The sequence below is a fragment of the Streptomyces polyasparticus genome (genome assembly GCF_014493765.1).
GTDB classification, from domain to species: Bacteria; Actinomycetota; Actinomycetes; order Streptomycetales; family Streptomycetaceae; genus Streptomyces; species Streptomyces polyasparticus.
Genome location: NZ_JACTVJ010000007.1, coordinates 187,595 through 210,915, shown reverse-complemented (window position 1 = coordinate 210,915; position 23,321 = coordinate 187,595). Strand labels below are relative to the sequence as shown.

Annotated in this window: 25 protein-coding genes; 11 read left to right on the top strand and 14 right to left on the bottom strand. The window is 69.4% G+C overall.

Annotation, left to right across the window (positions count from 1 at the left end):
* Positions 1-3: 3 nt before the first annotated feature.
* A complete protein-coding gene (locus H9Y04_RS16645) occupies positions 4-1,341 on the bottom strand; it encodes an MATE family efflux transporter (RefSeq protein ID WP_187814665.1) in 1,338 nt (445 codons plus the stop codon).
* A gap of 483 nt (positions 1,342-1,824) precedes the next feature.
* Here H9Y04_RS16645 and dnaB point away from each other — a divergent pair, with 483 nt between their 5' ends.
* Positions 1,825-3,300 carry a replicative DNA helicase gene (dnaB, locus tag H9Y04_RS16640; protein ID WP_187814664.1) on the top strand — a complete coding sequence of 492 codons (1,476 nt, stop codon included), beginning with the start codon at positions 1,825-1,827 and terminating at the stop codon, positions 3,298-3,300.
* Positions 3,301-3,327: 27 nt separating this feature from the next.
* Here the strand turns inward: dnaB and H9Y04_RS16635 are convergent, their stop codons facing one another.
* The 3 genes from H9Y04_RS16635 to H9Y04_RS16625 form a co-directional block, all read right to left on the bottom strand.
* A complete protein-coding gene (locus H9Y04_RS16635) occupies positions 3,328-3,891 on the bottom strand; it encodes a dihydrofolate reductase family protein (RefSeq protein WP_187814663.1) in 564 nt (187 codons plus the stop codon).
* Positions 3,892-3,989: 98 nt separating this feature from the next.
* Positions 3,990-4,355 (bottom strand): VOC family protein, encoded by a 366-nt coding sequence (locus tag H9Y04_RS16630; protein ID WP_187814662.1) that lies wholly within the window; start codon positions 4,353-4,355, stop codon positions 3,990-3,992.
* Between the two features lies 1 nt (position 4,356).
* Complete coding sequence (locus H9Y04_RS16625; RefSeq protein WP_236070913.1) at positions 4,357-4,974, bottom strand: TetR/AcrR family transcriptional regulator; 618 nt, start codon at positions 4,972-4,974, stop codon at positions 4,357-4,359.
* Between the two features lie 165 nt (positions 4,975-5,139).
* Here H9Y04_RS16625 and H9Y04_RS16620 point away from each other — a divergent pair, with 165 nt between their 5' ends.
* Complete coding sequence (locus tag H9Y04_RS16620) at positions 5,140-6,573, top strand: serine hydrolase domain-containing protein (RefSeq protein WP_187814661.1); 1,434 nt, start codon at positions 5,140-5,142, stop codon at positions 6,571-6,573.
* 55 nt (positions 6,574-6,628) lie between these two features.
* Here H9Y04_RS16620 and H9Y04_RS16615 read toward each other — a convergent pair whose 3' ends face one another.
* A complete protein-coding gene (locus tag H9Y04_RS16615; RefSeq protein ID WP_187814660.1) occupies positions 6,629-7,084 on the bottom strand; it encodes a GNAT family N-acetyltransferase in 456 nt (151 codons plus the stop codon).
* A 33-nt stretch (positions 7,085-7,117) separates the two neighbouring features.
* Positions 7,118-7,576: a MarR family winged helix-turn-helix transcriptional regulator gene (locus tag H9Y04_RS16610; protein WP_187814659.1), complete on the bottom strand. Its 459-nt coding sequence runs from the start codon at positions 7,574-7,576 to the stop codon at positions 7,118-7,120.
* A 183-nt stretch (positions 7,577-7,759) separates the two neighbouring features.
* Here H9Y04_RS16610 and H9Y04_RS16605 point away from each other — a divergent pair, with 183 nt between their 5' ends.
* Together H9Y04_RS16605 and H9Y04_RS16600 are read left to right on the top strand one after the other, a co-directional pair.
* Positions 7,760-8,977: an MFS transporter gene (locus H9Y04_RS16605; RefSeq protein WP_187814658.1), complete on the top strand. Its 1,218-nt coding sequence runs from the start codon at positions 7,760-7,762 to the stop codon at positions 8,975-8,977.
* Positions 8,978-9,089: 112 nt separating this feature from the next.
* Positions 9,090-9,512, top strand: coding sequence for a GlcG/HbpS family heme-binding protein (locus tag H9Y04_RS16600; protein WP_187814657.1), 423 nt, complete (start codon positions 9,090-9,092; stop codon positions 9,510-9,512).
* Between the two features lie 61 nt (positions 9,513-9,573).
* On the opposite strand, the gene H9Y04_RS46750 is transcribed toward H9Y04_RS16600, so the two are convergent.
* Both H9Y04_RS46750 and H9Y04_RS46745 read right to left on the bottom strand, forming a co-directional pair.
* Positions 9,574-10,440 (bottom strand): GNAT family N-acetyltransferase, encoded by an 867-nt coding sequence (locus H9Y04_RS46750; protein ID WP_187814656.1) that lies wholly within the window; start codon positions 10,438-10,440, stop codon positions 9,574-9,576.
* A 5-nt stretch (positions 10,441-10,445) separates the two neighbouring features.
* Complete coding sequence (locus tag H9Y04_RS46745) at positions 10,446-11,048, bottom strand: DUF2269 domain-containing protein (RefSeq protein WP_187814655.1); 603 nt, start codon at positions 11,046-11,048, stop codon at positions 10,446-10,448.
* A 77-nt stretch (positions 11,049-11,125) separates the two neighbouring features.
* Here H9Y04_RS46745 and H9Y04_RS16585 point away from each other — a divergent pair, with 77 nt between their 5' ends.
* Positions 11,126-11,758, top strand: coding sequence for an HAD family hydrolase (locus H9Y04_RS16585; protein WP_187814654.1), 633 nt, complete (start codon positions 11,126-11,128; stop codon positions 11,756-11,758).
* Positions 11,759-12,140: 382 nt separating this feature from the next.
* Positions 12,141-13,493 (top strand): globin domain-containing protein, encoded by a 1,353-nt coding sequence (locus H9Y04_RS16580; RefSeq protein ID WP_438818113.1) that lies wholly within the window; start codon positions 12,141-12,143, stop codon positions 13,491-13,493.
* 27 nt (positions 13,494-13,520) lie between these two features.
* Here the strand turns inward: H9Y04_RS16580 and H9Y04_RS16575 are convergent, their stop codons facing one another.
* The 5 genes from H9Y04_RS16575 to H9Y04_RS16555 form a co-directional block, all read right to left on the bottom strand.
* A complete protein-coding gene (locus H9Y04_RS16575; RefSeq protein WP_187814652.1) occupies positions 13,521-14,003 on the bottom strand; it encodes an NUDIX domain-containing protein in 483 nt (160 codons plus the stop codon).
* A gap of 90 nt (positions 14,004-14,093) precedes the next feature.
* Complete coding sequence (locus H9Y04_RS16570; protein ID WP_187814651.1) at positions 14,094-14,999, bottom strand: LysR family transcriptional regulator; 906 nt, start codon at positions 14,997-14,999, stop codon at positions 14,094-14,096.
* 291 nt (positions 15,000-15,290) lie between these two features.
* The gene (locus H9Y04_RS16565; protein WP_187814650.1) at positions 15,291-16,475 is read right to left on the bottom strand and encodes a cystathionine gamma-lyase; all 1,185 of its coding nucleotides are present in this window, start codon (positions 16,473-16,475) and stop codon (positions 15,291-15,293) included.
* Complete coding sequence (locus H9Y04_RS16560; protein ID WP_187814649.1) at positions 16,472-17,011, bottom strand: low molecular weight protein-tyrosine-phosphatase; 540 nt, start codon at positions 17,009-17,011, stop codon at positions 16,472-16,474. The genes H9Y04_RS16565 and H9Y04_RS16560 overlap by 4 nt, the downstream gene beginning before the upstream one ends.
* A 3-nt stretch (positions 17,012-17,014) precedes the next feature.
* On the bottom strand, positions 17,015-17,392 hold the full coding sequence (locus tag H9Y04_RS16555; RefSeq protein WP_187814648.1) for a phage holin family protein: 378 nt from the start codon (positions 17,390-17,392) through the stop codon (positions 17,015-17,017).
* A 71-nt stretch (positions 17,393-17,463) separates the two neighbouring features.
* Between H9Y04_RS16555 and H9Y04_RS16550 the strand changes: the two genes are divergently transcribed.
* From H9Y04_RS16550 to H9Y04_RS16535, 4 genes are all read left to right on the top strand, one after another.
* Entirely contained in the window at positions 17,464-17,781 is a 318-nt protein-coding gene (locus H9Y04_RS16550; RefSeq protein WP_187814647.1) for a cupin domain-containing protein, read from the top strand.
* 140 nt (positions 17,782-17,921) lie between these two features.
* Positions 17,922-18,137, top strand: coding sequence for a DUF5326 family protein (locus H9Y04_RS16545; RefSeq protein WP_187814646.1), 216 nt, complete (start codon positions 17,922-17,924; stop codon positions 18,135-18,137).
* Between the two features lie 347 nt (positions 18,138-18,484).
* Entirely contained in the window at positions 18,485-19,198 is a 714-nt protein-coding gene (locus H9Y04_RS16540; RefSeq protein WP_187815080.1) for an IclR family transcriptional regulator, read from the top strand.
* A gap of 262 nt (positions 19,199-19,460) precedes the next feature.
* Entirely contained in the window at positions 19,461-19,892 is a 432-nt protein-coding gene (locus tag H9Y04_RS16535) for an SsgA family sporulation/cell division regulator (protein ID WP_187814645.1), read from the top strand.
* Positions 19,893-19,916: 24 nt separating this feature from the next.
* Here H9Y04_RS16535 and H9Y04_RS16530 read toward each other — a convergent pair whose 3' ends face one another.
* Entirely contained in the window at positions 19,917-21,326 is a 1,410-nt protein-coding gene (locus H9Y04_RS16530; RefSeq protein ID WP_187814644.1) for a YibE/F family protein, read from the bottom strand.
* 198 nt (positions 21,327-21,524) lie between these two features.
* Here H9Y04_RS16530 and thiC point away from each other — a divergent pair, with 198 nt between their 5' ends.
* Positions 21,525-23,309: a phosphomethylpyrimidine synthase ThiC gene (thiC, locus tag H9Y04_RS16525; protein ID WP_214661290.1), complete on the top strand. Its 1,785-nt coding sequence runs from the start codon at positions 21,525-21,527 to the stop codon at positions 23,307-23,309.
* The last annotated feature ends 12 nt before the right edge of the window (positions 23,310-23,321 follow it).

Genomic DNA, 23,321 nt, shown 5'->3' with positions numbered 1-23,321 from the left:
GCGCTAGCGCGTCGCGCCCGTGACGATCCATCGGCCCGAGCGGGTGCGGGTCCACAGGGTCAGCATGCGGACCGTCATCATCAGCGTCATCGCCAGCCAGACCGCTGTCAGGCCGCCGCCGAAGACGGGGATGAGCAAGGCGACCGGGGTGAAGACGGCCAGTGTGGCGAGCATGGCCCAGGCCAGATACGGTCCGTCGCCCGCCCCCATCAGGACGCCGTCGAGGATGAAGACGATCCCGGAGATCGGCTGCGAGACGGCCACCACGATCAGAGCGGGCAGCGCCACGTCATGGACGGTGGTGTCGCTGGTGAACACCGGCAGGATCAGCGGGCTGGTCGCCACCACCAGGAGACCGAGCACGACTCCGGAGGCGACGCCCCACTGCACCATCCGCCGGCAGGCGCCCCGCGCTCCCTCCTCGTCCCCCGCTCCCAGATAGCGGCCGATGATGGCCTGGCCCGCGATGGCGATCGCGTCCAGGGCGAAGGCCAGCAGACTCCACAGGGACAGGATGATCTGGTGGGCTGCGATCTCGGCGTCGCCGAGGCGGGCGGCCACGGCGGTGGCGATCATCAGGATCGCGCGCAGCGACAGCGTGCGGACGAGCAGCGGCGCGCCTGCCTGGGCGCAGGCCCGGATGCCGGCGGCGTCCGGCTTCAGCGAGGCGCCATGGCGTCGTGCTCCGCGGACCACGACGACGAGGTACGCGGCGGCCATGCCGTACTGCGCGAGGACCGTGCCCCAGGCGGAACCGGCGATGCCGAGGTCGGCGCCGTAGACGAGGCCCGCGTTGAGGGCGGCGTTGGCGGTGAAGCCGCCGATGGCCACGTACAGCGGGGTCTTGGTGTCCTGCAGTCCGCGCAGCACGCCGGTCGCCGCGAGGACGATGAGCATGGCCGGGATGCCGATCGCGGAGATGCGCAGATACGTGATGGCGTAGGGCGCCGCGGTGTCCGAGGCGCCGAGGAGATCGACGATCGCGGGGGAGGTGGGGAGGACGACGGCGAGGGTGGCGACGCCGAGCAGTATCGCCAGCCAGATGCCGTCCATGCCCTGGCGGATCGCGGACTGGAGGTCTCCGGCTCCGACCCTGCGCGCGACGGCCGCCGTGGTGGCGTACGCGAGGAAGACGAAGACGGCGACGGCGGTCAGGAGCAGGCTCGAGGCGACCGCGAGACCGGCGAGCTGAGCGGTGCCGAGATGCCCCACGATGGCGCTGTCCACCATCACGAAGAGCGGCTCGGCGACCAGCGCACCGAAGGCGGGCACGGCGAGCGCGATGATCTCGCGGTCATGTGCCCGGCGGACAGCCTTGGAGGTCGGGGGAGCCTGTGTCATGGGCACCAATCTAATCTTCCACAGGTAATGGATGCAAGTGGCTTCTGGCTATTACATTGCCGCCAGTTGGGCCGATCGCGGCGCACCGTTTGTCGTGATCTTGGTCCGACTGGGGAAGTTTTTTCTCTGCACAGTGGGTGGACAAGGAAACAGCAGGTCAGGTGGGGTTTGTGGAAGACCTTGAGGGCTTGTTCACAGCACTGTCCACCGGGCCGTGCACAGGATTGGCGGGGTTCTCCACAGCATCGGGGCCGCTATCCACAGGGCCTGTGGATAACCAGATTGGCTGACGGTGCCCGGGGCCCTACCGTGGTGCGGCGCCCGCGTCTTTTCTCCTGCCTCGAACCCCTGTGGATTCCTGCCCGGAAACCCCTGTGGATCCGTCGCGTCGGAAGCGGAGTCGGGCCTCTTATTTGTCAGTGTCGTGCCGTAGGAATGAGGGGCACGGCGAGGTCCGCTCGGCGGACGGGAGGAGGTGGCCCGGTGAGTATCTCCGAGCCCTTGGACGACCCGTGGGCCGACAGCGGTCCCGGTGATCGTCTGCCTGTCTCCCGTCAGCGCGCCAACGGCGGCCGTGGCCGCGACGAGCAGCATGAGCGCGGCCGCGACGGCGGTGGCTGGGACGGGGGCTCGGCCTTCGAGCGCGTACCGCCCCAGGATCTGGACGCGGAGCAGTCGGTGCTCGGCGGCATGCTCCTGTCCAAGGACGCGATCGCCGATGTCGTCGAGGTCATCAAGGGCCATGACTTCTACCGGCCGGCGCACGAGACCATCTTCCAGGCGATTCTCGATCTCTACGCCAAGGGCGAGCCGGCCGACCCGATCACGGTCGCGGCCGAGCTGGTCAAGCGCGGCGAGATCACCAAGGTCGGCGGAGCCCCGTATCTGCACACGCTGGTGCAGACGGTGCCGACCGCGGCCAACGCCGAGTACTACGCGGAGATCGTCCACGAGCGGGCCGTCCTGCGCCGCCTCGTGGAGGCCGGCACCAAGATCACGCAGATGGGATACGCGGCCGACGGCGATGTCGACGAGATCGTCAACAGCGCACAGGCCGAGATCTACGCCGTCACCGAGCAGCGCACCAGCGAGGACTACCTCCCGCTCGGCGACATCATGGAGGGCGCGCTCGACGAGATCGAGGCGATCGGCTCCCGCAGCGGGGAGATGACCGGTGTGCCCACCGGGTTCTCCGACTTCGACTCCCTCACCAACGGTCTCCACCCGGGCCAGATGATCGTCATCGCGGCCCGTCCCGCCATGGGCAAGTCCACGCTGGCGCTGGACTTCGCGCGGGCGGCCTCGATCAAGAACAACCTGCCCAGCGTCATCTTCTCCCTCGAAATGGGGCGCAACGAGATCGCGATGCGTCTGTTGTCGGCGGAGGCACGGGTGGCGCTGCACCACATGCGTTCCGGCACGATGACCGACGAGGACTGGACGCGCCTCGCGCGCCGTATGCCCGAGGTCTCGGCCGCGCCGCTCTACATCGACGACTCCCCGAACCTGTCGATGATGGAGATCCGCGCCAAGTGCCGCCGGCTCAAGCAGCGCAATGACATCCGGCTCGTGATCATCGACTATCTGCAGCTGATGCAGGCCGGCGGCTCGAAGCGTTCCGAGAGCCGTCAGCAGGAAGTCTCGGACATGTCGCGAAACCTCAAGCTCCTCGCCAAGGAGCTCGAGGTTCCGGTGATCGCGCTCTCGCAGCTGAACCGTGGTCCCGAGCAGCGTACGGACAAGAAGCCGATGGTCTCCGACCTGCGTGAATCCGGCTCCATCGAGCAGGACGCGGACATGGTCATCCTGCTGCATCGCGAGGACGCGTACGAGAAGGAGTCCCCGCGCGCGGGCGAGGCGGACATCATCGTGGGCAAGCACCGTAACGGTCCGACGGCCACGATCACCGTGGCCTTCCAGGGCCACTACTCGCGCTTCGTGGACATGGCGCAGACCTGAGCCGGCGGGTTTCTTTCTTCCGGGTGCTCAGCGCCTCGTCTCGTACCTGCTCAGGATCACGCCGCCGGCCAGCGTCCGAGTCTCCACCAGGTCCAGGTTCACCCAGCTGTCCAGCGCGGTGAAGAACGGAGTGCCGCCGCCCACCAGGACCGGCGCGGTGGCCAGCAGGTACTCGTCGATCAGCCCCGCCCGCATGACCGCACCGGCGAGCGTCGCGCCGCAGAGGTGCATCGGGCCGCCGTCCTCGGCTTTGAGCCGGGTGATCTCGGCGACCGCGTCGCCGGCGACCAGGCGTGTGTTCCAGTCGACCTTGTCGATCGTCGAGGAGAACACGACCTTCGACATGTCCCGCCAGCGGCGCGCGTACGCGATGTGCGCCGGGGTGGCGTCGGGCTGCTCGTCTGCGGTCGGCCAGTGGGAGCTCATCCCCTGCCACAGCTTGCGCCCGTACAGCGCGATGTCGGTCGCGAGCAGCTGGTCGGACCAGAACTGGAAGAGCTCGTCGCTCGGCACGCTCCAGCCGAGGTCGTCACCGGGCGCGGCGGTGTAGCCGTCCAGGGTCACGTTCATGCCATAGATCAGTTTCCGCATGGGCGCCAGCTTTCTGTGAGTCGGTCTCCCGCGTACGGACCGGCGCGGCGCGGGAAACTCATCGGTGGTGAGACCCCGTGGACGGTTGGACCGGTGTTTCACGCGGGGGACATGACCTCGTACAGGTTGCCCGCCTCGTCCGCGAAGTAGAGGCCGCGGGCGCACAACGGGTGGTCTGTGCGGCCGTTGTCGGGGGTGCGGGGGTCGTTGCCGTACGGGATCGAGGCGCTGTGCAGGCGGGTCAGGACGGCGTCGAAGGTCGCCGGGTCGACATCGAACGCCAGGTGGTGGCCTGTGGGGTGATCGACCGTCAGGAAGTCCAGGGTCAGCGACTCGTTGACGCGGACCGGGGCGAAGTGGCGGTCGGGTCCTGCGTAGTCCAGGCCCATGACCTCGGAGAAGAAGCGGGCCTCGCGGCCGTTGTCGTGGGCCTCGACGATGGTGTGGTTGAGGCTGATCGGCATCTCAGGCCTTTCCGGTGGCGGGGGTCAGAGCTCCGTGCAGGAAGACGTCGACGAGTTCGGCGATATCGCCCGTCGCACCGCCGCCACCCGCCTCGGTGAGCAGCAGGCCGAGGAAGAGCTGGGCGGTGCGCCCGGGCGTGAGGCGCAGGGCTTCGCGTTCGGGCGCGAAGAGCTCGGCCAGGGCGTCACGGGTGGAGGCCATGGCGGTGCTGCGGTCGGGGAGCGTGCCCTCTTCGCGACCGGGCCGCGGCCGGGAGGCTCCCGGGGTGTGGAGCGCGCCGAGGACCGCGCCCATCCGGTCCAGATCCGCGCGCAGGGCCTCGGCTGCCTCATTGAGGCGCTCGGCCAGGGGGCGGTCGAGATCGATGGCGGCGAGCTCGGCGAGGGTGTTGCCGGGGCCGAGCACCGCGGTCACGCATGCGTCCAGGAGCTCGTCCTTGTCGGCGAAGACCCGGAAGATCGTGCCCTCACCGACGCCGGCCGCCTGCGCGATCTGGCGCGTCGTGACGCCCCGGCCGTACGCGATGACCAGCGGAATCGTGGCCTGGACGAGCATGGTGCGGCGCTGCTCCGGGCTCAGCGAGGGTGCGCGCTTCTTCGCGGGCGGGGGCGGGGTCATGGGCTGCCCTTCGTCTCGGCGCGGTGCTGTCGGCCGGGTGCTGTGCTGTACGCCATGGTGCGGAGTGAGTGCTCACTCCGTCAAGTGCCCCGGCGCCGGCCCGGCTGCCTCTGCGGTCGGCGAAATCGGCTCGACCCCACGCCGTCCGCACGATGGACTGGGCCCATGACGTCATCCGGAATCAGCGAAGGCCCTTCTGCGGACGCCTCTGTCGGCGACCCGCGTGCCCAGTTCCATGAGCTTCTCCCCTCGACCCGGCGCTCCCTGCATCACCGCGTGGCCGTGGCCCAGTCGGAAGGCCGGGCGCCCTCCGTCGTGGCCTCGGTGATGCGGGACGGGGAGATCCTGTGGGAGGGGTCTGCCACTTCCGTCGACGGGCACGGTCCCGACGGCGATGTGCAGTACCGGATCGGGTCGATCACCAAGACCTTCACCGCTGTGCTCGTGATGCGGCTGCGGGACGAAGGGCTCCTTGATCTGGGGGATCCGGTCGAGAAGCATCTGCCGGATACGGGGATCGGTGAGGTGACTGTCGGACAACTGCTCGCCCACACCGGCGGATTGGCGGCCGAGACGCCCGGGGCATGGTGGGAGCGGACGCCGGGGACCGAGCGTCCGGAGCTCGGGGATGTGCTCGGGGAGCAGCCGTTCCGGCATCCCGTGGGACGTCGGTACCACTACTCCAACCCCGGCTATACGGTGCTCGGCGCGCTGGTCGAGAAGCTGCGCGGTGCCCCGTGGGAGGAGGTGCTGCGGCGCGAGGTGCTCGAACCGCTCGGGCTCACCCGCACCTCGGCGCAGCCGGAGGGGACGGCCGCGGGTGGCTGGGCCGTGCATCCCTGGGCCGATGTGCTGCTGCCTGAGCAGGTCGAGGACCTCGGGCTGATGGCGCCCGCGGGCCAGCTCTGGTCCACGACAAGGGACTTGCTGCGGTTCGCCGCGTTCCTCGCGCAGGGCGACGACCGGGTGCTGAATGCCGAGACCGTACGGGAGATGCGCGCGCCCGCCGCTCTGTCGGAGGACGGGGACTGGGAGGGCGGGTACGGGCTCGGGGTGCAGCTCTTCCGGCGCGACGGCCGCTCGCTGGCCGGGCACACCGGATCGCTGCCGGGGTATCTGGCCTGTCTGGTGTTCAGCGTGGAGGAAGGGCTCGCCGCGGTCGCGCTGGCCAACTGCACGTCCGGCCCGCTGGTGGGTGCGCTCGCCACCGATCTCGTACGGATCGTGGCCGACGCCGAACCCCGCTTCCCCGAGCCGTGGCGGCCGATGCCGGAAGTCGAGCCGCAGGTACTGGAGTTGGCGGGGCCTTGGTACTGGGGCACCAGCGGGTACGGGCTGCGGGTGCTCGCCGACGGGATCGAGCTGGCCCCGCTGCAGGGCAAGGGGCGCTCGGCGCGGTTCCGGGCCGAGGAGGACGGGACGTGGACCGGCCTCGGCGGGTACTACGCGGGTGAGACATTGAGGGCGGTACGGCGGGCCGATGGCACGGTGAGCCACCTCGACCTCGGGTCGTTCGTGTTCACACGGGAGCCGTACGACGCGGGTGCGCCGGTGCCGGGTGGGGTGGATCCGGAGGGCTGGCGAGGGCTGAAGCTGTAAGGCTCTCCGGTGTCCGTTGGGGTCGTGTTTCACGTGAAACACGACCCCAACGCCGTCAGTGGAGCGGCAGTTTGAAGCCCACGTGGGAGGGCTCGAAGCCGAGCCGCTCGTAGAAGCGGTGGGCATCCGTGCGGGTGGCGTCCGAGGTGAGCTGGACCAACTGGCAGCCCTGGCGGCGGGATTCGGCCACCGCCCACTCGATGAGCAGGGTGCCCAGACCGCTGCCGCGCTCGTCGCCGTGGATGCGTACGCCTTCGATGATGGAGCGGGTGGCACCGCGGCGGGAGAGCCCCGGGATCACCGTCAGCTGGAGCGTGCCGACGACCTTCTGGGCGCGGACCGCGACCATCAGATGCTGATGGGGGTCGCCGGCGAGACGGTCGAAGGCCGCACGATACGGAGTGAGGTCGTCGGGGGACTCGCGCTGGGCGCCCAGCGCGTCATCGGCCAGCATCGCGACGATGGCCGGGATGTCCTCCGTGGACGCGGGGCGGATCTCGAGGTCGCTCATGGGGCCGACCCTATGCACGGTCCCGAGACGGTGTTACGCGGGCACCTTGAGCTCTTCGACCGCCCGGACCAGCGGGGCCAGCTCCGGGTCCTGGGCCGCCGCGTCGAGGGCCTCGCGCAGGGCTCCGTCGTTGGTGGGGCGGGCCGCCGTCAGGAGCGCCTGGCCCTCCTCCGTGACGTCGGTGTAGATGCCGCGGCGGTCGGTGTCGCAGATGTAGCGCTTCAGAAGGCCGCGGTCCTCCAGGCGGGCCACCAGGCGGGTGGTCGCGCTCTGGCTGAGCACCACCGCGTCGGCGACCTGCTTCATCTGCAGATGGCCGCCGGGGCCGCTGTGCTGCCGGCTCAGGACGTCGAGCAGCGAGTACTCGCGGACGCTGAGCTCATGGGCGCTCTGCAGTGCCTTCTCGATGCGGGACTCGATCTGGCCGTGGAGCAGCGAGAGCGCGCACCAGCTCTGCGCGAGTGCGGTCATCGCGGGGTCGGTCGCGGTCATGGCTCTCTCCCTTCGGGCACTGCTGCGGCGCTTTCCGGGTACTGCCCGGCGCTGCTGTTCACCAGGATAGAACACAAACGCAATAGCCAGCGTTTGCAATTAATCAGCGTCTGCAATTATTGTGGACGCTCGTAAGGCGCTGAAGCAACAGTACGGCGCATCCTCCTGTGAAGGTGAACCCTCATGCCTCTCGCACTCCTGGCCCTCGCGATCGGGGCCTTCGGGATCGGCACCACCGAATTCGTGATCATGGGCCTGCTGCCTGAGGTCGCGGCGGACTTCGATGTCTCGATCCCGCTCGCCGGTTATCTCGTCACGGGCTATGCGCTCGGTGTGGTCCTCGGCGCCCCGCTGATGACCGCGCTCGGCACCAAGATCTCGCGCAAGCGGATGCTGATGCTCCTGATGGGCCTGTTCATCGTGGGCAATGTGCTCTCGGCGCTGGCCCCCGCCTTCGGCGTGATGCTGGCCGGACGGATCGTGGCCTCGCTCGCCCACGGCGCGTTCTTCGGCATCGGCTCCGTGGTGGCGGCCGAGCTGGTCGCGCCGGAGAAGAAGGCCGGGGCGATCGCGATGATGTTCACCGGTCTGACCGTGGCGAATGTCGTGGGTGTGCCGCTCGGCACGCTCGTCGGGCAGAGCTTCGGCTGGCGGGTGACGTTCGGGATCGTGGCGGCGCTCGGTGTCGTCGGGCTGCTCGGTGTGGCCAAGCTGGTGCCGGATCTGCCCAAGCCCGAGGGCGTACGGCTGCGCCATGAGCTCGCCGCGTTCCGCAACGTCCAGGTGCTCCTCGCCATGGCGATGACCGTGCTCGGCTTCGGCGGAGTGTTCGCGGCGATCACCTACATCACGCCGATGATGACCGATGTCGCCGGCTATGCCGACTCCTCCGTGACCTGGCTGCTCGTCCTGTTCGGCCTGGGCATGGTGGGCGGCAACCTCATCGGCGGCAAGTTCGCCGACCGGGCGCTGATGCCGATGCTGTACGTCTCGCTCGGCGCGCTCGCCGTTGTTCTGGGCCTGTTCACGTTCACCGCGCACAACAAGATCGCGGCGGCCGTGACCATCGCGCTGGTCGGCGCGCTGGGCTTCGCCACCGTGCCGCCGCTGCAGAAGCGGGTGCTCGACCAGGCTGCCGGGGCGCCGACGCTGGCCTCCGCCGTCAACATCGGCGCCTTCAACCTCGGCAACGCGCTCGCGGCCTGGCTCGGCGGCGTGGTCATCTCGGCCGGGCTCGGCTACACGGCGCCCAACTGGGTGGGCGCACTGCTCGCCGCCTCCGCGCTGGTCCTCGCCTTCGTCTCGGCCGGGCTGGAGCGGCGTCCCGGCTCCGCGGGACGTGTGGTCGCGAGCGGCGTCCCGACCGCGACCGCCTTGGCGGTGGCGACGAGCCGACGCTGACCTGACTCCCGTATCCGCGCGCTGACCAGCGCTCCGTGTCCGCTCGCGATGGCCTGCCTCCCGTATCCCCACGACCGCACCACCTCACCAACCCGCAAGGAGAAACCCCCTCATGAGCACCACCCTCGCCCCCGCCCCGCTGTCCACGGCCGACGCGCAGCTCCTTGTGGATGCCGCGCATGAGGCGGCCGCGGCGGCCGGGGTGCCGGTGAGCGTCACCGTTCTCGACGCCGGCGGGCATCTGCTGGCATTCCGCCGCGACGACCGCGCGGTGCTGATCGCCGGTGAGACCAGCACGCGCAAGGCGTACACCGCGCTGCAGCTCAACGCCCCGACGGCCGACCTCGTCGATGCCGTGCAGCCCGGTGCGCCCTTCCACACCCTGCCGACGGCGCTTGATCGTCCGCTGCTCTTCATCGCGGGCGGCATACCCGTCCGCCGCGACGGCCGTCTGATCGGTGCGCTCGGCATCGGCGGCGGAGCACCGGAGCAGGACCACGGGTTCGGCGTCGAGGCCCTGGCCAAGCTCGCCTAGCAGCACAGACGACAGTGGAGGCGGACCCGCTCGGCGGGTCCGCCTCCACTGTCGTCCGGACTCAGCCCGCCGCCACCGTCAGCGGTGCGAAGCGGCGGGTCCAGTCGCCCGGGAGGTCCGGGATGCCGTACGCCATCACCGCGTTGAAGGCCACCGGCTCCACGCCCTGGGACTTGATCCAGGTCAGGAGCTCCTCGTGGCGGACGTCGATGTCTGTGCGCAGCGGCCGGTCGGAATGCGCCGCGAGGGAGGCGACCAGCGCCTTGGCCGTCTCCGTGTCCCGGGCGATCAGGGGACCGATGACGTGGGTGTCCATGTTGGGCCAGGCCGCCGCGTAGCCGATCAGCTCGCCGGAGTCCTCCGCCACTCGCAACTGGTCGGCGAATGCGGGCAGTCGCGTGAGCACATGGGTGCGGTCGGGGCCGAAGACCTCGGCGTCCAGGCGGAGCAGGGCCGGGAGGTCCTCCGCTGTCGCCGCGCGCGTGGGGACAGCGGGCGCCGGGCCCGTGGCGCGGAAGCGGCCGCGCACCATCTCCGCGCGGCCGATTGTCTTGAAACCGAGCTCCTCATACAGCGGTTGACCGTACGGAGTGGCGTGCAGCGTGACCGGGGAGCCCTCTAGGAGCGCGAGGACCTCCTTCATCAGCCGTCGCCCCACTCCCTTGCGGGCGTGCCGCTGGGCGACCAACACCATGCCGATCGCGGCCAGTTCGGGCTGGTCGGAGGTGCCGTACGACGTGACGGTGCAGGCGGCCACCAGGCCGCCCGCAGGATCGTCGATTCCGTAGCCCTGGCCCGCGGAGAGCAACAGGCCCCACTTGTGTTCCTCGCGTGGCCAGCCGCGGTCCTCGGAGAGGTCGGCGCAGGCGGTCACGTCGCGTGGTGTGAGGCGGCGTACGGGCAGGTCAGCGAGGGAAGGTGTCGACACGCTGGTCAGGCTGGCTGACGGATGTCCTTCGCGTCCAGTGCTTTCCGGGAGCCGGGGCCGTGCTTTCGGCCACGCTCGCCCGCGCCAGGCTTGCCCTGCCGGCCACGTTCCGCCGACTCGGCACGCTGCCTGCGGCCGCGCTTCGTCAGACCCCAGGGCTTGAGCACCGAGATGACCGTCATGAAGAGGTACGCGGAGAGGGAGACGATCGGGCCCATGATCAGGTCCGTGGTGTTCGGGACCGCACCGCCCGCGGCGACCACCTCGGCGGTGTGGGTCACTCCGGGACGCAGCGCGAAGGTGGAGGCCACGGTCGTGGCCAGGGTCAGCCAGAACTTGGTGTAGACCCAGCGGTGCCGGGCGAGTCCCCAGGGGGTGCCCAGCGAGAGCAGGAGTCCGCTGAGCAGCGTGAGCAGCGCCAGCGGAAGCACCAGCCAGTCCGCGAAGATCTTCATCGAGCGGACCGCGGCCTCCGTGGTGGCCGCGGAATCGGTGGTGATCGCCGCGGTGGCCAGGGCAAGCAGCCCGAGCGTGAGCCCGAGCCAGCCGGCAGCGGCGGCGACATGGACGACGAGGGTGGCCCGGCGAGCGGGGCGGCTGAGTTTCACGTGAAACACAGTGCCGTCGGGCAGGGGCCCGGGGCGTCTGACAGCGGGAGTAACCGCGCGTACTAGCGTCGGCGTACATGCCACGCCTACACCTCTTCGACCTGGACGGGACCCTGCTCCACGGCAGTGCGGCCCCGGTGGAGATCTCCCGGCAGCTCGGCCTGGACGCCGAGATCGTCGCGATCGAGCGCGACTTCGTCGCCGGCCGGCTCAGCCCGGTGGAGTACGCGATGCGTGTCCGCGAGCTGTGGGCGGAGCTGACCGTCGCCGATGTGACGGCGGCCTTCGAGGGTGCGCCGTGGCTGGCCGGCATCCAGGAGGCCTGGTCCGCGATCAAGGCGCGCGGGGAGTACGTGGCGGTGGTCTCGCTGTCGCCGTCGTTCTTCGTCGAGCGGCTGCTCGGCTGGGGAGCACACGCGGCGCACGGCTCTGTCTTCCCGGCTGTGCCGTTCACCTCACCTATTGATCCCGACGGCATTCTCGATGCTGGAGGGAAAGTGAAGATCGCGGACGCGCTCTGTGAATCATTCGGGCTGGCCAGAACCGATTGCGTCGCTTACGGCGACTCACGCTCCGATGTCGAACTGTTCGCCGCGGTGCCTGTCTCGGTGGCCGTGAATGCGGATCACCACGTGGCTCAACTGGCCACTCACGCCTATACGGGGCGTGATCTGCGAGCGGCTTGCGAAATGGTGACGCCGGTTCTGTGAAGGAAATTACCGGCGGGTTGTAGCGGAATTTCGCGAGTGGGGGAAGGGGCTTGTGCGGGGGAGCCCGGCCGGTATGGTCGACTCCGGTTCGTGCCGGGCCCCCTTGCGGTCCCGGCACGCAGGTCACTGCAGCCTAACGTCATGGAGGGATCGGTTACCCGGACTTCCCGCTATTTGTCCGATGTCCACGCACCGCATGCCACGCTGCCGTGGCGGGACTGCGGCCCATATCACTTTCCCCGGTACGTCGGTATTGACGGTATGTCCGGAAGTGAATGCGGCGGCCGCAATGCTGCAGAGCGACGTGTGACACAGCACATGTGATGCAGAGCGGGGAATATCGCGCAACTTCCGACAGGGAAGTGCACAGACCGACCGAAAGATGTTCGAGGCGAGGCACAACATGGACGCTCCGACCACCACGTCGGCCGACAACGGCATTTCCGGTGAGGACAGCGGCTGGTTCACTCCTCACCAGTCCAAGGCCGCCGCTCCCCAGCCCGAGCCGGCCGCTCCGCAGCCCGAGGCCGCCATCCCCCAGCCCGCTGACCACCAGCGCGAGACCCCCAAGCCCGAGGCCTCTCGGCCCGAGGCCCCCAAGCGCTCCGCGCACGCCCCCTCACCGGACGCCCAGCTCATCCAGCGCACCATGGCGGAGATCGGCCCCATCGCCGACAAGGTCACCTCGTACTTCTACGCGCTGCTCTTCGTCCACCACCCGCATCTGCGCGGCCTGTTCCCCGCCTCGATGGACACCCAGCGCGACCGGCTGCTGAAGGCCTTGCTCACCGCGGCCGAGCACATAGACAACAAGCAGGTCCTGGTCTCGTATCTGCAGTACCTCGGCCGCGGCCACCGCAAGTACGGCACGAGTGCGGAGCACTACCCGGCCGTCGGCGAGGCCCTGCTCGGCGCCCTGAGCCACTACGCGACCGACAGCTGGAACGCGGAGACCGAAGCCGCCTGGGTCCGCACGTACACGACGATCTCCCAGGTGATGATCGACGCCGCGGCCGAGGACGAGCAGAAGGCCCCGCCCTGGTGGTACGCCGAGGTGGTCTCGCACGATCAGCGCACCTCCGACATAGCGGTGGTCACGGTACGACCCGACCAGCCGTACCCCTTCCTCGCCGGGCAGTACACGACCCTCGAGACCCCTTGGTGGCCGCGGATCTGGCGGCACTACTCCTTCGCCTCCGCCCCACGGGCCGACGGTCTGCTCTCCTTCCATGTGCGGGCGGTGCCGGCCGGCTGGGTCTCCAACGCTCTGGTGCACCGCGCCCGCCCCGGCGACACCCTGCGGCTTGGTCCGCCCGCCGGCACCATGACCGTCGACCACTCCACGGAGAACGGGATGCTCTGCCTCGGCGGCGGCACCGGCATAGCGCCCATCAAGGCGCTGATCGAGGATGTGGCCGAGCACGGTGAGCGCCGGCCCGTCGAGGTCTTCTACGGCGCACGCAGTGATCACGATCTGTACGACATCGACACCATGCTCCGGCTGCAGCAGTCCCACTCGTGGCTGGCCGTCCGCCCTGTCGTGGACCGGCACCGCCAGCATGTCCAACTGCCGGACGCGGTGCGCGAGTACGGGCCGTGGAACGAGTACGACGCCTATCTGTCCGGACCGCCCGGCATGATCCGCAACGGCATCGACGCGCTCCTCGGCGTGGGCATACCGTCGGAGCGCATACGGCATGACGAGTTCGAGGAACTGATCGCCGCGGCGCGCTGAGGGCCCGCGCGCGCAGGCGGAGAGCCCTCAGCCCAGATCGGGCGCGTGCATCGCCCGTACGCCCTCGATGTTGCCGTCCAGATAGTGCCGCAGCGACAGCGGTACGAGATGCACCGAGGCGATCCCCACGCGCGTGAAGGGAATCCGGACGATCTCGTACTCGCCGATGCCCTCCTCGATCTCCGGACCGTGCCGCAGCGAGTGGTCCATGGATTCGAGGCGGCAGACGAAGAAGTGCTGCACCTTCACGCCGGTCGCCCCGCCGTCGGCACCGATGTGCTCGACGGTGTCCACGAAGCAGGGCACGACATCGGTGACCTTGGCGCCGAGCTCCTCGTACACCTCGCGGTGCAGGGCGTCGACGACGGTCGCGTCCTCGGCCTCGACTCCCCCGCCGGGTGTCACCCAGTAGGGATCGATGCCGGGCTTGGTGCGCTTGATGAGGATCAGGTCGTCGCCGTCGAGCAGGACGGCTCGTGCGGTGCGCTTGACCACGGGTCGGACGGTCATGGTGGAAATGTGGCCCGTCATGTTCCATGTGAAACCCGTCATGTTCCACGTGAAACACCACGGAACTCCTGAGAGCTCCCGAGCCGAGGCTCAACACCAGTCGGTTGCGGCGCTCAGCAGCCACTCATGCGCCCGCGCGATATGCGGCATGGCGAGTGTGCCGGTGCGCACCACCAGGAAGTACGTGCGCAAGGGAGGCACCGGCGGTTCGAGCAGCGCGACCACCTCGCCGCGCTCCAGGGCGCCCTGGCACAGATAGCGCGGCAGCACCGCGAATCCCGCGCCCGCGGCGGCACAGGCCAGCACCGCCCGCAGATCGGGGACGACCACGGTGCCCGCGGAGGCGGGCCGTGTGTCGAAGACGGCCGCCCAGTAGCGGGCGACCAGCGGCAGCGATTCATGCACCTCGACGACCGGCAGGCCCTCCAGGGCGAGCGCGCCATGGCGGCGCACCGCGGCGGCGCCGATCTTCTGCTGCCAGGTCGGCGCGGCGACCAGGACATGCTCCTCGTCACAGAGCGCGCTCGCGGTGAGCAGTCCCCCGCGCGGGCGGGCTGCGGAGATGGCGAGATCGTGATGGCCGGCCGCAAGACCCTCCAGGGTCTCCTCGGCCGTGCCGAACGAGGCCCGCAGGGTGAAGCTCTGACCGTCCTCGCCGGTCAGCGCGGTGAGCGCCGGCAGCGCGCGTTCTGCGGTGAACTCGGGCGGTCCGGCCAGATGCAGCGTACGTACGGAGGACTCCTCCGCGATTCCGCTCTCGGCTATCTCGACCAGCGCGTCCAGATGGGGCGCGGCCTTGTGCGCGAGCTCGTCGCCGATCGTCGTGGGGGTCACACCGCGTGCCTGCCGTAAGAACAGCGGGCGGCCCAACTGCCGCTCCAGAGTGCGGATCTGCGAGGTGACCGCAGGCTGTGAGAGACCGAGGAGCGCGGCGGCGCGCGTGAAGGAGCCGGCCCGGTGCACCGTGACGAACGTCCGCAGCAGGGCCAGATCCATGTATCCCCCTCCGAAGCCCGAGCCTGTGGCGAAGTGCCGTTGGCGCCCGAACCCGCCCAACTATAAATAAGTCGATAGGTCGCTGTCGCTACCGTGATTGGACACTGACACAGAGTCAACTAGCCTTGTTCAAGCGGTTCTTCGCGCGCAGAACCGGGGCGGTCCGAGCCACGAGGGGGGAGGCTCGGGCCGTCCGTTGTACGTAGACCGCCTAGTTGTCGCGTCGGCAGCGGCGGCCCAGCGGCCGTGCCCCGCAGAGGGCGGAGTGTCACCGTGTCGGCGCCGCGGGCGCTAGGCATCCGCCGATGCATCCAGTGCGCGCAGCACATCCGTCACCAAGTCCTGCGGGTCCTCCGCCCCTACCGAGAAGCGGATGAAGCCCTCCGGGACGGCGTCCCCGCCCCAGCGTCCCCGTCGTTCGGCGGTGGACCGTACGCCACCGAAACTGGTCGCTTCGTCGACCAGCCGCAGCGCCGCCAGAAAGCGCTCGGCCCGTGCCCGCGAGTCGAGCGAGAAGGACACCACGCTGCCGAACCGCCGCATCTGACGGGCCGCGACCGGATACGAGGGGTCGCCGGGCAGCCCCGGATACCGCAGCTCCGACACCTCGGCTCGGGTGCTCAATGCCTCTGCCAGGGCAAGGGCGTTGGCGCACTGTCGCGCGTGCCGCAGTTCCAGGGTCGCCAGCGAGCGGTGCGCGAGCCAGGCCTCCATCGGCCCGGGAATCGCCCCGACGATCTTCCGCCACCGCCGGACGGGGCCGAGCAGCTCCGGATCACGCGAGGTCACACAGCCGAGCAGCAGATCGCCGTGCCCGGTGAGCCCCTTGGTCGCGGCGGCCACGGAGAAGTCCGCGCCGAGATCGAGCGGGCGCTGGCCCAGCGGCGTGGCCAGGGTGTTGTCCACGGCGACCAGCGCACCCCGCTCCCGCGCGGCCGTGGCCAGGGCACGGATGTCGCACACGTCGAGCCCGGGGTTGGACGGCGTCTCAAGCCACAGCAGCCGGGCGCCGTCGAGCAGCTCACGCTGGGCGTCGCCGCCGGTCGGTGCGGTGCGCACCTCGATGCCGTACGCGATGAGCTGCTCCCGTACGAGAGGAAGCGCCTGGTAGCCGTCCGACGGCAGGACCACGGTGTCACCGGCGCGCAGCTGCGAGAACAGGACGGCGGAGAGCGCGGCCATCCCGGAGGCGAAGACCAGCGACTCGGCGGGCTCCAAGGGTGATTCGAGCTCGGCGATCGCCCGTTCGAGCAGGCTCCAGGTGGGGTTCTCGTCGCGCCCGTAGGTGTAGGGGCCGGTGGGGTCGCCCGCCAAGTGGTAGTGGGAGGTGAACACCGGCCCGGGGAGCGGCGGCTGGAACTGGACGGGCTCGGGGAGACCGGCGCGCAGCGCCCGTGTGCTCTCCCCGAGCCCGTGACCGTCATCGTGTGCCGAACGCGAGGCGCCTATGCCCTCCGGATCCAGGTCCCCGCTCATGCGGCTCCCCGCTCCCCGAGCGCGCCCCGCACGGCCGTGAGCAGCCCAGGACAGGCCGCCTCGACCAGCTCCAGGCAGGTGTCGAAGCCGTCCCGTCCGCCGTAGTACGGGTCGGGGACGTCCAGGTCGCCGGCCGCGCCCGGATCGTACGAGCGCAGCAGCCGCACCTTGTCGGCGTCCGCCGGTGTCGGGGCGAGGCGGCGCAGCGCGCGCAGATGCCCCTCGTCGAGCGCGATCACCAGGTCCCGCCGCGCGAACCAGCCGGCCTGGAACTGCCGGGCTGCGTGCTCGCTGCCGTAACCGTTCTCCTCGAGCACCGCGACCGTACGGGGATCCGCCGCGTCGCCCTCGTGCCAGCCGCCCGTGCCCGCGCTGTCCACCTCGACCAGAGCGTCGAGGCCGGCCTCCTCCACGTACGAGCGGAAGACGTGCTCGGCCATGGGCGAGCGGCAGATGTTGCCCGTGCAGACGAAGCACACACGGAAGGTGCCGGAGGAGGGGGCGTAGGCGGAGCCGGCGGCGTCATACGAGGCCATGGCTCAGTCCTTGTCCGGCAGGACCATGTGCATGGCCCAGGACACGATGCTGATGATCAGGGCGCCGACGACGGCCGTCCAGAAGCCCTCCACGTGGAAGCTGAGGTCCAGCTTGTCCGCGAGCCAGGAGGTGAGCAGCAGCATCAGGGCGTTCACCACGAGGGTGATCAGGCCGAGCGTGAGGATGAACAAGGGGAGGGTGAGCAGCTTCACGATCGGCTTGACCAGGAAGTTCACCAGGCCGAAGACCAGGGCGACCACGATCAGTGTGATCACCTTGCGAGGCGTGCTGTTGCCGGTGAGCGTGATGTCGTGGACCAGCCAGATGGCCACGGCCAGCGCAGCCGAGTTGGCGATCGTCTTGACTACGAAATTCTTCATGTGTCTGATCGTGGCAGACGTGATCGCGGCCGGGCACCGGCGTGCGGCAGCAGGAGAGGAATCGGCAGCTTATGAAGGCGTTCCGACTGGATGAGCTCGATGCCGAGCGGGCCGCCAACGACGGGGCGTACCTGCAGTTTCTGCGCGAGCGGAACATGTCGGTCGGCCTGTACGCCCTGGACGCCGGACAGGCCGATCCGCAGCAGCCGCATCAGCAGGACGAGGTCTACCTCGTGGTGAGCGGCCGGGCCTCGCTCACGGTCGGTATGGAGACGACGACCGTGGGGCGCGGCAGCGTGGTCTATGTGCCCGCCGGGGTGCCGCACAAGTTCCATCACATCAGCGAGGACCTGCGGGTGCTCGTGGTCTTCTCACCGCCCGAGGGCTGAGTCGTCAGGGGGCACACCCCCGGGATCCCTAGGGGTCGCTTCAGGGAAGGACAAGGGCTGCGAGGGCCCCGCCGGGCACCCCTGTCCGCCTAGCATCGAGGCAGGAGCTCACAGGGAGGTCCGGAGAAAGGCAGGACGCCATGAAGGAGATACTCGCGGGGATGCCGTGGTGGGTGAAGTGGATCGCGATTCCGGTGATCGCCCTCGTGGTGTTCGGCAGCGTGCTGTGGACGCTCGTCAGCTTCGTCGTCGGACTGCTCTTCAAGGTCCTCGTCTTCGCTGCCCTCGTCGGTGGACTCATCTATCTCGTACGGAAGTTCAAGGACGGAAGTTCTTCGACGCGTTCCGAATGGTGACGTTTGTTGTCGCCCTTCGTAGCGCTTCATGAGCGGTGAGCAGGCCTCCGGTTCGCTCGCCCGAGGGAAGTTTCCGGCCAGGGCCTGCACTTGGGGTCCGCGGCCGTTAAAGTCCGGAAACCGACGCGGGGCGTACGCCCCGCGCGATCGGACCGCCCACCCCCGCACCCCACGAAGGCGGGGGTTCCCTCGTGCCTGGGGAGTGCACCGTGGCCTCGGCAGAATCCGTCACCGCCTCGACCCCCACCGTCTCGACCGCCTCGACCCCCACCGTCTCGACCGCCTCGACCCTCACCGTCTCGACCGCCGCGCCCGCACCGACCCTGATCGGGTCCGTACAGCGGGCGATGCGCCTGCTCGAAGCGGTCGCTTCGCATGCCGGCGGCGCCCCGGCGAAGCAGCTGGCCCGCGAGGCCGGACTGCCGCTGCCCACCGCGTACCACCTCCTTCGCACCCTTGCCCATGAGGGCTATCTGCGCCGTGAGAAAGGCGTCTTCGTCGTCGGCGAGGCGGCCGAGCGGCTGGCGAGCAACGGGGCCAAGGAGAAACGTCGCACCATGATCGGCGACGTGATGGAGCACTGGCGCGATGTGATCGGTGTGCCGACCTATTTCGCGGTCTACCGCGAGGGCGAGGTCCAGGTCGAAGCCGTCGCGGACTCCCATGGCGCCCGGGCCGTCGAGGAGTGGGCCGACTTCCGGCAGACCGCGCACGCCCATGCCATCGGCCAGTGTCTGCTCTCGCAGCTGGACGAGGACGCACGGCGTGACCATCTCGCCCGCCACCGCGTCCAGTCGATCACCCCGTACACCGTGCGCGACGAGCGTGTGCTGCTGCGCCGCCTTGCTGCCGTACCGCGGATGCAGCCGGTCGTCGAGCGCCAGGAGTACGCGCTCGGCCATGTCTGCGCGGCCATCCCGATCACCGCGGGTTCGACCGCCGCCACCATCGCGATCTCGCTGCCCGTGCACCGGGCGGGCCGACTGCTGCCCGCGGCGCGCCAGTTGCAGACGGAGGTGGGGCGCAAGCTGGGGACGCTGGCCTTCTCGATCAGTCTGTGATCGCCCAGCCCGGGAAGGCGGTCTGTGATCGCTCGGCCTGGGAAGGTTTACGGAACCGCCTTCCGTGTCACCCTCCGAAGTGCCCTGGCGAGTGCTTGTACGGGCGCGGCGCGTGGCGTATCAGTATCTGAAAACTCACTCCTTGTGATCCGATGAGTACGTTCAGCAAACTGCCAGGAGCGTCAGGAAGATGATTCCTGGCCGTGATTCCTGGACATGATTCCGGGCCCAACTCAAGACGCGGCAGACGACGGGGTAGGCGATGCGCGAGTCCGTACACGCAGAGGTCATGATGAGTTTTCTCGTCTCCGAGGAACTCTCCTTCCGGATTCCGGTGGAACTCCGGTACTGGACGCGTGACCCCTATGCCGTGCGCCTGACTTTCCATCTGCCCGGAGACGCCCCTGTGACCTGGGCGTTCAGCCGTGAGCTGCTGGTCGACGGCATCAACAACCCCTGTGGCGAAGGCGATGTGCACATCGCCCCGCATGGCAGCGACCCGCTGTGCGACGCGCTGATCAGGCTCCAAGTGGGCACTGACCAGGCCCTGTTCAAGGTCTCCATCGCACCGCTGATCGCCTTCCTCGACCGTACGGACCGGCTGGTCCCGCTCGGCCAGGAGCGCGCCCTCGCCGACTTCGACACGCATCTCGACGAGGCGCTCGGGCGCATCCTGGCGGAGAGCACGGGCTGAGCCCCCGCCCGCGCGCAGGCCGTATCACCGCTTGCGGCGCCGCCCGCTGCCCCCGCCCAGCTTGATCGCCTTCATCCGCCCCGTCTCCGTGAGGGAAGCCGGTGCCCCCGTCACGGGTGACCCTGGTGCGGGCGCCCCCGGACCCTGCACCCCCGGCCCCTTGTCCTTCGCCACCACCAGCGCCGCCAGCGCCGTCGTCACGGGTACGGACGCCACCAGGCCGATCGACCCGATGAGGGTCCGTACGATCTCCTCCGCCACCAGCTCGCTGTTGGCCACCGTGCCCACGCTGGACTGGGCGATCGAGAAGAGCAGAAGCAGCGGCAGGGCCGCGCCCGCGTACGCCAGGACCAAGGTGTTGACCACCGACGCGATGTGATCGCGGCCGATCCGGATGCCCGCCCGATACAACTGCCGTGCGCTCATGGACGGATCGGCCTGGTGCAGCTCCCATACGGCGGAGGTCTGTGTGACCGTCACGTCGTCGAGCACACCGAGCGAACCGATGATGACGCCCGCGAGCAGCAGACCGCTCATGTCGATCTCGGGGTAGAGGCCGTGGATCAGGCCGGTGTTGTCGTCGGTGTTGCCGGTCAGCGAGGCCCAGCCGATGAACAGCGAGCCGAGCAGCCCGATCAGAAGCAGCGAGATCAGCGTGCCGAGCACCGCCACCGACGTACGGGCGGTGAGTCCATGGCACATGTACAGCGCGAGCAGCATGATCGCGCTGGCCCCGACCACCGCCACGACCAGCGGGTTCGAGCCCTGCAGAATCGCCGGCAGGATGAACAGGGTCAGCACCGCGAAGCTCACCGCAAGAGCGACCAGCGCCATCACGCCGCGCATCCGGCCCACCACCACCACGGCCAGCGCGAAGATCGCGGCGAGCAGCCACATCGGGGTGCCGCGGTTCACATCCGTCACCGAGTACTGCAGTTCCTCGGGAGCGTCGGGCGCGTAGGCGACCACCACCTCCTGCCCCTCCTCCAACTGCCGTGGTGCGTCCGGCTGGACGATCTCGGTGAACGTGCGGCCCTTGTCGGGTCCGGCCGTCACCTCGATCGTCGCCTTCTTGCACTCCCCGGTCGCCTGCTGCTGCGCGGAGTTGCCCTCGGCGGTGGAGGTGTCGCCGGTCGGCGGGACCTGGGAGGCGTTGACGTCCTTGCAGTCGACCTGCTGCACCTCGGTGACCTTCGCCGAGTACGTCTGCCGGTCGAAGCCCACACCGGTGCGCTTGTGCTCGGGCGCAGAGCCGGGCCACAGGATCGCGAGCCCGACGAGCACCGCCGTGGCGAACGGGATCAGAACGGCCGCGATCACCTTGCGCAGATGCGTGGAGACGGGGGCGGCGGGGCCGTGGCTGTGGCTGTGTCCATGCCCCGGAGCGTGCGGGGGATGGGGCGGCTGCTGAGGTGGCTGAGGCGTGGTGGTCACCGACCGATCATCGCAAGAACGAAAGGGGCCCTCTGTTCAGCGTGGCCGACATGACGCTAGCGTGGGGGCACCTTTGCACACGCGGGAGCTCGGAGCACCGGGCTGAGAGGGCGCTGACCTCCGTACGAGATGTACGGATACGGCTGCGTCGACCGCCGAACCTGTTACCGGGTAATGCCGGCGTAGGGAGTAGGTCTCATGACCACACAGGACGTACGCACGCCTGCCTCCAGCTCTGCTGATGCTGACGAGGCCGGGAAGTCCATCGGCTGGCACAAGGCATACGTCCAGGGCTCGCGCCCTGAGATGCAGGTGCCGGTGCGCCAGGTGCACCTCACCAACGGCAAGTCGGTCACCCTGTACGACACTTCGGGCCCGTACACGGACCCGAACGCCGACACCGACGTCCGCCGGGGCCTCGCCCCGCTGCGGGAGAACTGGATCATCGCCCGCGGCGACACCGAGGAGTACGCGGGCCGTCCGGTCCGTCCCGAGGACGACGGCATCAAGCACACCTCGCCGCGCGGGGGCAATCTGCGCAACCTCGACGCGGTGTTCCCCGGCCGTCCGCGCCTGCCCCGCCGAGGCCGGGGCGGCGAGGCGGTGACGCAGCTCGCGTACGCCCGCCGCGGTGAGATCACGCCGGAGATGGAGTACGTGGCCATCCGCGAGAACGTCGCGCCGGAGGTCGTACGGGACGAGATCGCCGCGGGCCGCGCCGTGCTCCCCGCGAACATCAACCACCCGGAGATCGAGCCGATGATCATCGGCAAGCGGTTCCTGGTGAAGGTCAATGCCAACATCGGCAATTCCGCGGTCACCTCCTCCATCGAGGAGGAGGTCGAGAAGATGACCTGGGCCACCAAGTGGGGCGCCGACACGGTCATGGACCTCTCGACCGGCCGCAACATCCACACCACCCGCGAGTGGGTGCTGCGCAACTCCCCGGTCCCGATCGGCACCGTGCCGCTCTACCAGGCCCTGGAGAAGGTCGACGGCAAGGCCGAGGAACTGACCTGGGAGATCTACAAGGACACGGTCATCGAGCAGGCCGAGCAGGGCGTCGACTACATGACGGTGCACGCCGGCGTCCGTCTGCCGTACGTGCCGCTGACGGCCAACCGCAAGACCGGCATCGTCTCGCGCGGCGGTTCGATCATGGCCGCGTGGTGCCTCGCGCACCACAAGGAGTCGTTCCTGTACGAGAACTTCGAGGAGCTCTGCGAGATCCTCGCGGCGTACGACGTCACGTACTCCCTCGGCGACGGTCTGCGTCCCGGCTCGATCGCGGACGCCAACGACCGTGCGCAGTTCGCCGAGTTGGAGACCCTGGGCGAGTTGAACAAGATCGCCAAGGCGCACAACGTACAGACCATGATCGAGGGCCCGGGCCATGTTCCGATGCACAAGATCAAGGAGAACATCGACCTCCAGCAGGAGATCTGCGAGGAGGCGCCGTTCTACACGCTCGGCCCGCTGACCACGGACATCGCGCCCGCCTACGACCACATCACCTCGGGCATCGGCGCCGCGATGATCGGCTGGTGGGGCACGGCGATGCTCTGCTACGTGACGCCCAAGGAGCACCTGGGTCTGCCCAACAAGGACGATGTGAAGACGGGCGTGATCACGTACAAGATCGCCGCCCACGCGGCGGACTTGGCGAAGGGGCACCCGGGCGCCCAGGACTGGGACGACGCGCTCTCGGACGCGCGCTTCGAGTTCCGCTGGGAGGACCAGTTCAACCTGGCGCTCGACCCGGACACGGCCCGCGAGTTCCACGACGAGACGCTGCCGGCGGAGCCCGCGAAGACGGCGCACTTCTGCTCGATGTGCGGGCCGAAGTTCTGCTCGATGAAGATCTCGCAGGACATCCGGCGCGAGCACGGGGGTTCGCAGGCGGAGGTCGAGGCCGGGATGGCGGAGAAGTCCAAGGAGTTCGCCGCGGCGGGCAACCGGGTGTATCTGCCGATCGCGGACTGAACGACGGCGTCC